Genomic DNA, 13,162 nt, shown 5'->3' with positions numbered 1-13,162 from the left:
ATTCGTATATTTCATAAAAAACGGTGGTCAGACCACTTTTTTAACTATTTTACCATATAACATCACATGAAATCTGTAAAGACTATATCTTCTTGAACACAACGTGGTTCTCTCCTAGCATTGCTTTTAAAGTTTTTATTAACTCGTCGCTTCGTTCAATAGAATAGTGAACGGGAAGCTTGACCAATTGACGTTCTGCCTCATAATAAATTTTCACGGGAATTTTCCCTCTATGAGACTGAAAGTGCTGGTAAATAGTATGAAGCAGCTTTTCTGTACCTTGCTTTGTTTCTATACGTAAGTATAATTCTTCTGACGGTAGTTTTTGAACCGCCTCGCTAGCAGCTTCAGCACGTTGACAAACAATTTGCTGCTGCCCATTTCTTTCATCTATCTTTCCTTGTATCAGTAAAACCTTACCTTGTTCAAACAGCAGACGATTCTGCTCAAATACGCGGGGAAACGCAACAACTTCTCCTTCTCCACTTTCATCCGTGATGCGTAAAAAGGCCATTTGCTCTCCTTTTTTCGTTCGAATGACACGAATTTCCAACACAAATACTAAAAGAGAGACCGCTTTTCCTGAAGCGTATTCTTTCATATCGTGAAGAGAAACAACAGAATAAAAGGAATTCAGTGCTTCATACTGAGAAGCAGGGTGGCTTGATAAATAAAAACCTAGCATATCTTTTTCATACTGAAGCCGATCTTCTATTTTCAGTTCCTCTTTTTCCATATATTTAGGCTTTAACGAAAATTCATCTCCAAATCCAAAATCATCATCTGGGAGTACCAAGCTTGCATGTTCAAACGCTACATCAATCGTTGCTAATAAAGTAGCTCGATTTTCTCCGAACTCATCAAAGCCTCCAGATAGAATCAAAGCTTCAAGCCCCTTTTTATTCACGGCTTTTTGTGAAACACGGGCACAAAAATCAAATAAGTCTTCAAATCTTTTTTTCTTTCGCTCTTCTGTTATTTCCTGCATAGCTGCTGCACCAATATGTTTAATCGCTGCAAGGCTATACCTTATACTTTCACCTTCTACGTTAAACGAATACATGCTCTTGTTAATAGAAGGTGGGAGAACTTGTATTTTTTTTCTTTTTAGTTCATTAATATATTGAGCAATTTTCCCTTCATTTCCAATAACGCTCGTTAGTAAAGCTGAAAAGAACTGCAGCGGGTAATGTGCTTTCAAATAAGCTAACTGATAGGCTACCATACTGTAAGCAACAGCATGACTTCGGTTGAAGCCATAATCAGCAAAACGCACAATAAGGTCATACACTCGATTAGCAACGGATAGGTCATACCCTTTCTTCTTGCTTCCTTGGATAAAATGAGCTCGTTCACGATCCAGCACTGCCCGTTCTTTTTTACTAACTGCTCTTCTCAACAAATCTGCTTCTCCAAGAGAAAAACCGGCCATTTTTGAAGCAATCTGCATAATTTGCTCTTGATACACGATAACGCCGTGCGTGGATTGTAAAATGTCTTTAAGCGTAGGATGATCATATATTACCTTCTCCACTCCATGCTTGCGCTTAATATAGGTTGAAATATTTTCCATCGGACCAGGTCTATACAGCGCGTTAACTGCTACAATATCTTCTAGCTCTGTAGGTTTTAATTGCTGAAGCACTCTTCTCATTCCATCTGACTCTAGCTGAAAAATACCGGTCGTATCCCCTTTACTCAGCAGTTCAAAAGTTTTCTGATCGTTAAACGGTATATGAGACAGTGACAGCTTTCGATTCATGTCCCGCTCAATTTTCTTTAAAATATGATCTAAAATGGTTAAGTTGCGCAAACCTAAAAAGTCCATTTTCAAAAGCCCAATGTCTTGCAGAGCTTCCATTGGATATTGAGTTAGATATACATCATCATGTCCTTCTTGTACAGCTACAGATTGCGTCAGCGGCTCCTCACTAATCACAACGCCTGCTGCATGCGTAGAAGTATGCCTTGGCAGTCCTTCTATCTTCATGGCAATGTTGTACCATTGTTTTCTGGCTTCATTTTCAGATAAATAGTCTTGAAGAACTCTTGAATCACGAAGAGCGCTTTTCAACGTTGTACCTGGTTTAGTTGGAATCGCTTTGGACATTTTGTTTAGCGCTTCTTGATCAAATCCCATCACTCTCCCTACATCACGTACGGCTGCTTTAGCTGCTAGTGTTCCAAATGTAATGATTTGAGCTACGTGCAGCGCTCCATATTTTTGCGCCACATACTGAATGACTTGATCTCGTTTGTTATCAGGAAAATCAATATCAATATCAGGCATCGAAATACGTTCAGGGTTTAAAAAGCGCTCAAATAAAAGCTGATGCTGAATTGGATCAACATTTGTAATTCGCAAGGCGTATGAGACCAGTGAGCCTGCCGCTGAACCCCGGCCTGGGCCCGTTAAAACACCGTGTTCATGAGCATAATTCATAAAATCCCATACGATAAGAAAGTAATCACTAAAGCGCATATTTTCAATAATGTTTAGCTCATAATCCAAGCGTTCCTCATATTGTTCCGTGATCACTTGAACTCTTTCTTGCAATCCTTTTTCGCAGAGAGTGCGCAAGTAGGTTGATGATGTAACAGACGGGGGAACAGGATATTTTGGAATGGACATTACGCCTAGAGAAATTTCGAGCTCGCATCGTCTTGCGATTTTTATACTTTCTTCTATTAAAAAATGCTGGTCATGAAAGAGATCTTCCATTTCATCAGGTGATTTGAAATAGTACTCGCTGCTCTTACTTTTTACCTCTTCATCGCTATGTAATTTCTCTCCGTCTCGAATAGCTGCTAAACACTCATACGCATCCCGATCTTCTTTTTTTAAATATTTCACTTGATTCGTCGCAACAAGCGGGATATTTTCTTCAGCAGCAAGTTCCGTTAACTGCTGATTTATAAAAGCTTCATCCTGTCCGTGGCGCTGTATCGATATATACAAAGACTGCGAATATACTTTTTTAAAGAATTGAAGCACTCGCTTAGCATCTTGAAGTTTGTTTTCTGCTAGCAGGGTTTCAACTTCTCCAGTTAAACCGGGTGTAATAGCAATCAACCCGCTGCTGTAATGATGAAGCCATTTTTTATTTACACCGTGTTTTTCCTTGGTTTGAACTAAACTGCTTAGTTTTAATAGATTTTCATATCCCTTATCATTTTCCGCTAACAAAACTAAAGGGTACGCTCGCTCGCTTTCTTCATGTTCTAGAATTGATAATGTGAGCCCAATAATTGGCTTGATCCCCGCTTTCACGCAGGCTTTATAAAAAGGAATGACTCCGTACATCACGTTTTCATCAGTCAAAGCAATCGCTTCATAGTTCATTTTCTTAGCTGTTTCTACAAGTTCATGAATACGAACGGAACTGCTTAATAAGCTATAAGAACTTTGAAGCTGCAAGTGAACAAAAGGCACAGGACTTCCCACCTTTCTTTAATTCTTTATTCTTATTATAAATTTTGTTGCCGGCGTAGACAAATTACATAACTCTGAGCGTTTGTCCATATATATGTAGGAAGCGTGATTCATTGATAAAATAGTAAAGGAGGACACGTCATGACAAAAGAGCCTTTTATGTCTCTTTTCATTTGGAGTTACTTCACTTCATTAGGTATTATTTTAGGCGGTTCATTAATTGGAGCATTTGCAGGGTTTTTAATTGGCAAATCTCCTTTATACGTCATGCATACCCTCAGCAATAGTTTAAAAATCTGGGCAATTGTCGGAGCAATTGGAGGAACATTTGATACGTTTTACAGCTTTGAGCGAGGACTCTTTGAAGGAGCCACAAAAGATGTATTCAAACAAATCCTTTTAATTCTATCCGCTATGGGAGGAGCTCAGACCGGGGCTCTTATCATCAAGTGGTTAACTCAGGAGCATTTTGTATGAGGGTACCCAGCGAGCGAATGTTCAAGCGCTCCGACTGGCAGCGTTTTTTTGCCGGTATAGTCATTGGAGCAATTGTTAGCTGGGGGGTGTTTTTAACGATTTATGGCGTTTCAAGAGATAGAGAGCTAGAAGAAATTCGAATTGCTAATGATAAGCTAGAAAAAGCAAATTTGCAAATTAGCGCATGGCAAGAAGATGTAAAAGCATTAAACAAGGAAATGAAGCAGCATTTAATTATTCAGAATGTGAAAGTAAAATTAGTAAACGGCAATCGTTATAAAGTAAACTCTGTGGTTGAATACAATATTCAAAAAAGCGTGGACAAAGAAGCACAGCACTTAATTGCCCAAGATATTGAAAGTGCATATCGAAGCAGGGATATCTTAAAAAAAGCAATTGAAAATAAAAAATACGAATTCGATAAAACAATTTATGAAGTTGAAGCCCATCAAATTTATTTTTATACAACACTTTCGATTGAAGTTCGAATTAAAAAGATGGAAAAAGTACTATAAAAAGCCGCTGATTTAAAATCAACGGCTTATTTTACAGATTACTCCTGACTGCAGAGCTCTTCTAAATCAAGCAGTAAAGGCTCTACTTCTTCCCATGAATAAATGGAAGCGCCGGACGCAAGAGGATGGCCTCCTCCGTTGTATTTTCTAGCAATTGTATTAATGACAAGCTCTTTTGAACGAAGGCGAACACGAATTTGATTTTCTTCCTCCACAAAAAATACCCACGTTTTTACTCCATCAATTTGCCCTAACGAACCGACTAGCTGAGAGGCATCGGCTGGTGTCACATCATATTTTCGAAGAATTTCATTCGGAATTTTCATATGAGCAACTCCTGTTGGAGACATCGTAAAGTTTTGCAGCACATATCCGTGTAAGTGAGCGACGTTTTCTTTTGTTTTGTATAACTGATCATATACGTCTTTAAAATTGAAACCATATTGAATCAATTCACTTGCATAGCAAAACGTTTTCGGCTTTGTATTTGGAAATAAAAATCGACCCGTATCTCCGACGATACCGCTGAAGATCAGCTTTGCTCCTTCATCATTCAGAGATAATCCCTTTTCTTTTCCTTCCAAGTAAAATTCATAAATCATTTCGCTTGTTGAAGAAGCAGACGTCTCAACCCAAAGCAAATCACCGTAAGGAGTTTGGTTTGGATGGTGATCAATTTTAATGACCATTTTTCCATTTATGTAGCGCTGATCTGACACTCGGGCTTCATTAGCCGTATCACAAACGATGACAAGCGCATCCTCATAGGTGTCATCAGCGATGTCATCCATCCGGTATAAAAATTTTAGTGACTCCGCTTCTTCTCCCGTTACGTATACCTTCTTCTCCGGAAAAGATGTTTTTAACAATTCCGCTAATCCGCACTGAGATCCGTATGCATCTGGATCTGGACGAATGTGCCGGTGAATAATGATGGTGTCAAACTGCTTAATAGCTTCTAATATTTGTGCTTTCATTTTCTCTCTCCTGTCAATACTGTTCTTATTTTATGTACGTACCGCATGCACTTACATTTCCGCAGCGCTGTATCCATATTATTTATTAAATCATATCTCTTCTCTTTTTTGAAAGAAGAATCAATCAATAGTAGAATTTTCTGTCATCTACCTGTAAAATAATAGATAATACTGTAAGCACTTTCAACACTACGCATTACTAACATCTAGAAACATTATGGATAGAAATACACCGAACTGGAGGGGCGTCTGTGCCATTTTTTATGATTTTAATCGTTGTGTCCTTTGTTTTCTACATGTATTTAAAAGTAAAATATGTACGTTCGAAACGCCCAATGGAACGAAAGTGGATTTCCGCTAAGTCGAGTATTTGTCTTGGCTCTTTTGTATTATTTTTTGGAATCAATCAATGGTTTATTTACGAAACAAGCCTTTCGCTTATCATCGGCATACTATTTGTATTATTCGGTTCAGGCAGCATATTAGCAGGTATCAAAGCTTACAAGTACTATCAGCCTTATGCAATAAAAGAAGCTGGTCAAATGTAAAAGAAGCTGCAGAGCAGCTTCTTTTTTTATACTCTTTCCAATAACTGAGCCATCATCATCGCTTTCCCTACTACAACCCCGGCATTGTAGACTTCTACATCTAATTTAGCAAACTTCCGACCAAGTTCTAATAGCTTAGGGCGAATTTCAATTACGCTTTCAATTTGAACTGGCTTAATAAAATAAACGGTGATGTTTTCAATAACCAAATCACCTTTTTTATATAAGCGAAGAACACGATTGGCGGCTTCCGTTACAATAGTAGTGAAAACTCCGTATGAAATAGTCCCCATATAATTCGTCATTTGCGGCGTTACTTCACAGCGATACACCGGTGCTTCTTTTGTCTCTTGTACATCCATAAATTGATTGGTTACAATGTCGTCAATAGTTTCTCCTACCTGCGGTTGACGCTGAATCATTTGCAGCGCCTTTAAAACATCTTGACGGCTGATAATGCCCTCTAGCCGGTGGTAATCATCCACTACAGGCAGTACTTCAATCCCTTCCCATACCATCATATGCGCAGAAGAAGCGACCGATGTTTTCCCGTGAACCGTCATCGGATTTTTCGTCATTACTTTTTCAATTGAAGTAGAAAGGTCATATCCAATAACATCTTTTGAGGTGACCATACCGTGAACTTTCATATGCTGATCCACTACAGGAAAACGACTGTGGTGAGTCTTATCGTTACATTCATGCCATTTTTCAATCGTATCGGTTAACTGCAAGCTAACCGCTTCAGAGATAGGTGTTAAAATATCCTCTACAAGCACAATTTCTTTTTTTATCAGCTGATCATAAATAGCACGATTAATCATCGTTGCAACTGTAAACGTATCATAGCTCGTTGAAATAATAGGAAGTTTAAGATCATCCGCAAGCTTCTTAACCCATTCTTCCGTATCAAAGCCGCCCGTAATTAACACGGCTGCTCCTGCTTCAAGAGCTAATTCATGAGCGTTTACTCGATTCCCTACGATAAGAAGGTTTCCGGCCTCGGTATATCTCATCATAGCATCAAGCTTCATCGCTCCAATAACAAACTTGTTTAACGTTTTATGCAAACCTTCACGTCCGCCCAGCACTTGTCCATCCACGATGTTTACTACTTCAGCAAACGTGAGCTTTTCAATGTTTTCTTTCTTCTTTCGTTCAATTCGAATGGTCCCCACTCGTTCAATCGTTGAAACATATCCTTTATTTTCCGCGTCTTTTATTGCTCGGTACGCCGTGCCTTCACTGACATTCAGTTCTTTGGCAATTTGGCGCACTGAAATTTTTTCACCAATTGGAAGCGAATCGATATACTGTAAAATTTGCTCATGTTTTGTCGCCACGTGTACTTCACCCTTCTAAAACGTTTTTACGTTTCATATGTCTTTTCTTTTATTATACGGGGGAAGTGAAATGGATTCAATCTAACCTCTTTGACGCAAAGGCTTTCTCACACTATTTTTTTGAATACCTGCCTTCTTGCGGCGCGGTGCATAAAGCAGTGATGACAAATTGCCTCCGGCTACAAAAAGAGCAAAGGTAAGCCAGCTTATGCTAAAAACCCCTTGCAAACTCGAAGTTGTTAACACTAAGTGCGGCATTGCATAGTAAAGCATCACTCCGCATAATAAAAGCGATAAAATAACTCGATTTTTTTCCATAGCTCTCCCTCCTTATTATTACTATCGTATGCAGGGAAGTAAAAAAAGCAGAACGTTTCTTTACAAATAAAAAGAGATTAAGACATAACTGCATCGATTCAATCTAAAGACGAACAAATGTGAGACATGAGCTGAACCGCTTGTGACACCGCAGTTGACTTGCGTGCAAGACTTCGCTTTCCGAGGGAGTCTTCGTCTTGCCCTCCAATCAACAGCTAGAAGCCGCTACATATATGAAACCTACGTTCACCTTAACAATAAAAAAAGAACGAGTGATCGATAATATCGATTACTCGTTTTTTTTTAACTTTAACTGAAATCGTTTTGTCCCAGCCTTTATTTATGATTAAAGATCCAATCCTTCTCCAACTTTTAATACTTTTCCTTCAATACCAGATAAAGACTCAACAAATTGATGAGGATCTTGCTTAATTACAGGAAATGTATTGTAGTGAATTGGCACAACAAGCTTTGCCTGCACCCATTCCGCTGCGATAGCCGCATCTTCAGGTCCCATTGTAAAGTTATCTCCAATTGGAAGAAATGCTACGTCAGGCTCATGGCGACCAATTAACTTTAAATCAGAAAATAAAGCCGTATCTCCAGCATGATAAATTGTCTTTCCTTCAATCGTTAAAAGCAAACCAGCCGGCATTCCTGTATAAATAATTTTCTCATTATTTTCTGTATAACTTGAACCGTGGAAAGCTTGTGTCAATTTTACCGTACCAAAATCAAATGTATAAGCTCCGCCTATGCTCATTGGATGTACGTTTAAGCCTTGCCAGCTAAGATATGTAGCTAATTCTGCTACTGCCACAACAAGTGCACCGCTGCGCTTAGCAATTTCCACCGTGTCGCCTACATGATCATTATGGCCATGAGTCAGTAAAATCACATCTGCTTTTACATCTTCAGCATTTAAATCTGTTAATTCATTTCCAGTAATAAACGGGTCAATTAAAATTGTTTTTCCTTTTGTTTCAATTTTAACAACAGAATGTCCATGATAAGAAACGCGCATCATATATTCTCTCCTTTTACACTAACCTTTTCTATATTCTACCCGTCTGTTTTGGTTACAAAACAAGTGAATACGCGGCTATCATATCACAAACTGCGCAAAAACATGCCTTATTATGCTTGCTCTAATAAAGTTGTTGCATCAGCGTAAGTTAGACCGTGTGCATCTGCAACAGCCGCGTAAGTGACAAACCCATTTAGGGTGTTGATGCCTTGAAGAAGGGAAGGGTTTTTTAAGCACGCTTTTTTATATCCCTGATTTGCTATTTGCAGAGCATAAGGAACCGTTACGTTGGTCAGCGCTAAGGTCGACGTGCGTGGAACAGCTCCAGGCATATTAGCAACAGCATAATGCAAGACCTCATGCTTCAAATAAGTCGGGTTATCGTGAGTGGTAATGCGATCAGTTGTTTCAAAAATCCCCCCTTGATCAATAGCAATATCAACTACAACGGACCCTTTTGACATCGTTTGAACCATTTCCTCTGTGACAAGCTTTGGCGCTTTAGCTCCCGGTATGAGAACCGCTCCTATCACTAAATCTGACTCTTTTACAGATTGTGCGATATTGTAGTGATTTGACATTAATGTCGTCACTTCTTTACCAAATAAATCATCAAGCTGGCGAAGGCGATCAGCGTTTAAATCAATTATTGTAACATCAGCCCCTAATCCGACCGCAATTTTAGCAGCGTTGGTTCCCGCTACTCCTCCTCCAATAATTGTTACTTTTCCTCTTTGCACGCCTGGAACTCCACTTAATAAAATCCCTTTGCCACCTTTGGTTTTCTCCAAAAATTGAGCTCCAATCTGAGAAGACATTCTTCCTGCAACTTCGCTCATCGGAGTTAACAGAGGCAAGCTTTTGTTTGGAAGCTGTACAGTTTCATAAGCGATGCCTACCACCTTTTTATCAATCAATGCTTTCGTTAATGCTTCTTCAGCTGCCAAATGTAAATAGGTAAACAAAATAAGTCCTTCACGAAAATATCCGTATTCTTCTGAAATCGGTTCTTTTACTTTCATAACCATTTCAGCATCCCATGCTTCTTTTGCAGTATTTACAATAGAAGCTCCTGCATTTGTGTAATCTTCATCATGGAATCCAGAGCCTTCTCCTGCCTGTGTTTCAATATATACATCATGCCCACCGTTAACTAAAGCTGTAACACCAGCTGGAGTAATAGCCACGCGATTTTCATTGTTTTTTACTTCTTTCGGCACTCCAATTTTCACCTTTATCCCTCTTTTCTTATATCAGTGATTAACTGAAAAAAGAACGCCACACCAAATCCTTTAGAAAACCGGATTTACTATGACGTTACCTTTCGATAGAGCTCAGCATAATCCTGCTTTTCTTAGTCTATATACAGTATATGCATCTAGTTATTCATATAGTTCGTTATCACTCTGTGCTTCTGGATTTTCGACTACAGAAGCCATAGCATCGCCAATGACGCCGCTTGAATAAGAATCCATTAGCTGTCTTGATGTCTCTTTTTCTCCTTCAAAATCATATTCATATACATGCTGCGGATGTTTTTTGTCTTTCATATGTCACTTCTCCTTTTTCACTTTATTTTCTTTACGAATGTAAACTTTACTTCATAATCCCTTACATGATCTTTTCTATTTTCTTCTTAAATGCTCTAGTTATACCATTTATCTCACATCAAAAAACGCCCGCAGATTTTTCTGCGGACGTTTTGATAACTTTTTTATATCGATGTTTTTTCATGCAATTCATCTTTAGCTAGCTGAATTGCTTTTTTTACTTGTTCAAATCCTGTTCCTCCCGCGCTATTGCGGCGATTAACAGCTGTTTTTGGACTTAATACATGATAGATGTCTTCCTCGAATAAATCTGACGCTTCCTTATATTGTTCAAGCGGCAAATCCATTAGGTAGATATTTTTCTGAATACAAACGAGAACCAGTTTCCCAACCACTTCATGTGCTTCACGAAACGGCATACCTTTTGAAGCAAGATAGTCAGCTAACTCCGTTGCATTTGAAAAATCTTGTTTCGTAGCTTTTTCCATAACATTTGTTTTTACTGTCATTGTTTCGATCATGCCAGCAAAAATGGTCAAACATCCTTCAATCGTTGTAACCGTATCGAACATGCCTTCTTTATCTTCTTGCAAGTCTTTGTTGTATGTTAAAGGGGTACCTTTTAACACAGTCAATAGGCTAAATAAATGACCATATACTCGTCCTGTTTTACCACGAATTAACTCCGCCATATCAGGATTTTTCTTTTGAGGCATAATACTGCTGCCCGTTGCGTACGTATCATCCATTTCAATAAATTGAAATTCTTGACTAGACCATAAAATTAACTCTTCACAAAAACGAGATAAATGCATCATTAAAATAGAACTGTTGCTTAAAAACTCTAAAATAAAGTCACGATCGCTGACAGCATCCATACTGTTTTGATAAATCCCATTAAAGCCTAGAAGCTCAGCGCTATAGTGACGATCAATTGGGAATGTTGTACCAGCTAAAGCTCCTGCTCCTAAAGGAGATAAATCAATACGCTTCAGCGATTCCGCATAACGTTCAGCATCGCGCTTGAACATTGAAACATAAGCCATTAAATGATGAGCAAAAGAAACCGGCTGCGCGCGCTGCAAATGTGTGTAGCCTGGAAAAATGGTTTCAACATGCTGATCTGCTTTTGTAAGCAATACATCTTCTAGATTTTCAATCAGACCTACAATTTGCTGAACATGCTTTTTTAAATATAAGTGCATATCTGTAGCAACTTGATCATTACGGCTTCGACCCGTATGAAGCTTCCCTCCAACCGGACCAATTTCATCAATTAATAACTTTTCTAAATTCAAATGAATATCTTCATATTGAGCAGAAAATGTTAATTCTTTCTTCTTAGCTTTTTCAAGCAGTGTTTGAAGGCCTTTTTTAATTTGTGACGCTTCATCTCCAGAAAGAATACTGCATTTCTCAAGCATTGTTACATGTGCTAAACTGCCTTCAATATCTTCTTCTACAAGATGCTGATCAAATGAAATCGACGCACCGAACTCGTCAATCCATTGTTCAGGGCGTTTCGTAAAACGCCCTCCCCAAAGTTTGGTCATACCGTTGTCACCTTCTTTTGATTTACCATGCTGCTCACTTGTGTTGGAAGTCCCCATAATGAGATGAAACCAACTGCTGCATTGTGATCAAACTCATCTTCTTTTGTATATGTTGCAAGTTTTTCATTGTATAAAGAATTAGGAGATTTACGTCCCTCTACGATAGCATGCCCTTTAAATAGTTTTACTCTCACTGTTCCGTTCACATATTGCTGCGTATCTTTCAAGAATGCAAGCAGTGAATTTGTTAATGGAGAGAACCATAAACCTTCATAGATAACTTCTGTTAATTTTTTCTCAATCACTGGTTTGAAGTGCGCTACTTCTTTCACTAATGTTAAATCTTCAAGCTCTTTGTGTGCTTTAATTAATGTCATAGCAGCTGGACACTCATATACTTCACGTGATTTAATTCCCACAAGACGGTTTTCTACATGATCAATACGTCCGACTCCGTGCTTACCTGCAATTTCATTCAATTCTAGAATTAACTGAGCTAGCGTGTAAGATTGACCGTTTAATGATACTGGAACACCTTCAACGAATTCAATTTCTACTACATCCGCTGTGTCCGGAGTGTTTTCAAGAGAAGCCGTTAGGTCATATGCTTCTTCAGGTGGAGCTGCCCAAGGATCTTCAAGAACGCCACACTCGTTACTTCTTCCCCACAAGTTTTGGTCAATTGAAAATGGGCTGTCTAAGTTAATTGGAATTGGAATATTCTTTTCTTTTGCATACTCGATTTCTTCTTCACGAGACCATTTCCAGTCACGAACAGGAGCTAAAACTTCTAAGTGTGGATTTAATGCTTTAATTGATACTTCGAAACGCACTTGGTCATTTCCTTTTCCCGTACATCCATGTGCGACAGCTACTGCATTTTCTTGTTCTGCTACTTCTACAAGCTTTTTAGCGATTAGCGGTCTAGATAGTGCAGATACTAATGGATATTTTCCTTCATATAATGTGTGTGCTTGAAGTGCTGCTAACGCAAATGTATTGGCATATTCTTCTTTTGCATCAATCACATATGATGATACCGCTCCAACTGTTAAGGCTTTTTCTTTAACGAATTTCAAATCTTTTCCTTCGCCTACATCTAAACAGCAAGCTACCACATCGTACCCTTTTTCCTGTAACCATTTAATTGCAACTGATGTATCTAAACCTCCGGAATATGCTAAAACAACTTTTGGATTACTCATTATCTATTCCTCCTACAAATTATATATATATTAATACAACCGTTTTAATTTTTATTCATTTAATCTACTATTACTTTAACAACTTTTTAATCTATTTTCAATAGTTATTCAAAAAAAAGTATATAAATTCACATTTATTTTAATTTAATAGGGTGAAATCTCTTAAAATACTGTAAAAATAGATATGAATGAATATTCCTCCCTTACATACTTTGT

At 38.3% G+C, this 13,162-nt stretch carries 12 protein-coding genes; 3 read left to right on the top strand and 9 right to left on the bottom strand.

Annotation, left to right across the window (positions count from 1 at the left end; all coding sequences use genetic code 11):
* Nucleotides 1–82: 82 nt before the first annotated feature.
* On the bottom strand, nucleotides 83–3,433 hold the full coding sequence (gene dnaE, locus ACFX4W_RS16445; protein ID WP_280560415.1) for a DNA polymerase III subunit alpha: 3,351 nt from the start codon (nucleotides 3,431–3,433) through the stop codon (nucleotides 83–85).
* A gap of 141 nt (nucleotides 3,434–3,574) precedes the next feature.
* Between dnaE and ytrH the strand changes: the two genes are divergently transcribed.
* Together ytrH and ytrI are read left to right on the top strand one after the other, a co-directional pair.
* A complete protein-coding gene (gene ytrH, locus ACFX4W_RS16440; RefSeq protein WP_013059455.1) occupies nucleotides 3,575–3,910 on the top strand; it encodes a sporulation membrane protein YtrH in 336 nt (111 codons plus the stop codon).
* Nucleotides 3,907–4,425, top strand: coding sequence for a sporulation membrane protein YtrI (ytrI, locus tag ACFX4W_RS16435; protein ID WP_377559794.1), 519 nt, complete (start codon nucleotides 3,907–3,909; stop codon nucleotides 4,423–4,425). The genes ytrH and ytrI overlap by 4 nt, the downstream gene beginning before the upstream one ends.
* A gap of 38 nt (nucleotides 4,426–4,463) precedes the next feature.
* Here ytrI and ACFX4W_RS16430 read toward each other — a convergent pair whose 3' ends face one another.
* Complete coding sequence (locus ACFX4W_RS16430; RefSeq protein WP_043975994.1) at nucleotides 4,464–5,402, bottom strand: DHH family phosphoesterase; 939 nt, start codon at nucleotides 5,400–5,402, stop codon at nucleotides 4,464–4,466.
* A 251-nt stretch (nucleotides 5,403–5,653) separates the two neighbouring features.
* Between ACFX4W_RS16430 and ACFX4W_RS16425 the strand changes: the two genes are divergently transcribed.
* Complete coding sequence (locus tag ACFX4W_RS16425) at nucleotides 5,654–5,950, top strand: YtpI family protein (protein ID WP_013085203.1); 297 nt, start codon at nucleotides 5,654–5,656, stop codon at nucleotides 5,948–5,950.
* A gap of 26 nt (nucleotides 5,951–5,976) precedes the next feature.
* Here the strand turns inward: ACFX4W_RS16425 and ACFX4W_RS16420 are convergent, their stop codons facing one another.
* From ACFX4W_RS16420 to ACFX4W_RS16390, 7 genes are all read right to left on the bottom strand, one after another.
* Entirely contained in the window at nucleotides 5,977–7,293 is a 1,317-nt protein-coding gene (locus ACFX4W_RS16420; RefSeq protein WP_013059459.1) for a CBS domain-containing protein, read from the bottom strand.
* An 81-nt stretch (nucleotides 7,294–7,374) separates the two neighbouring features.
* The gene (locus tag ACFX4W_RS16415; RefSeq protein ID WP_043975991.1) at nucleotides 7,375–7,611 is read right to left on the bottom strand and encodes a hypothetical protein; all 237 of its coding nucleotides are present in this window, start codon (nucleotides 7,609–7,611) and stop codon (nucleotides 7,375–7,377) included.
* Nucleotides 7,612–7,957: 346 nt separating this feature from the next.
* Entirely contained in the window at nucleotides 7,958–8,635 is a 678-nt protein-coding gene (locus ACFX4W_RS16410) for a metal-dependent hydrolase (protein WP_043976679.1), read from the bottom strand.
* Between the two features lie 113 nt (nucleotides 8,636–8,748).
* The gene (gene ald, locus ACFX4W_RS16405; RefSeq protein WP_043975989.1) at nucleotides 8,749–9,870 is read right to left on the bottom strand and encodes an alanine dehydrogenase; all 1,122 of its coding nucleotides are present in this window, start codon (nucleotides 9,868–9,870) and stop codon (nucleotides 8,749–8,751) included.
* 150 nt (nucleotides 9,871–10,020) lie between these two features.
* Nucleotides 10,021–10,188 (bottom strand): hypothetical protein, encoded by a 168-nt coding sequence (locus ACFX4W_RS16400; protein WP_013059463.1) that lies wholly within the window; start codon nucleotides 10,186–10,188, stop codon nucleotides 10,021–10,023.
* A 164-nt stretch (nucleotides 10,189–10,352) separates the two neighbouring features.
* The gene (gene argH / locus ACFX4W_RS16395; protein WP_013059464.1) at nucleotides 10,353–11,741 is read right to left on the bottom strand and encodes an argininosuccinate lyase; all 1,389 of its coding nucleotides are present in this window, start codon (nucleotides 11,739–11,741) and stop codon (nucleotides 10,353–10,355) included.
* Nucleotides 11,738–12,946, bottom strand: a complete 1,209-nt coding sequence (locus ACFX4W_RS16390; protein WP_013059465.1) for an argininosuccinate synthase — start codon at nucleotides 12,944–12,946, stop codon at nucleotides 11,738–11,740. Before ACFX4W_RS16390 ends, argH begins: the two co-directional genes overlap by 4 nt.
* Nucleotides 12,947–13,162: the final 216 nt, after the last annotated feature.

The organism is Priestia sp. YIM B13489 (assembly GCF_042787645.1).
GTDB lineage: Bacteria > Bacillota > Bacilli > Bacillales > Bacillaceae_H > Priestia > Priestia megaterium.
This window is presented reverse-complemented; position numbering and strand designations above follow the sequence as displayed.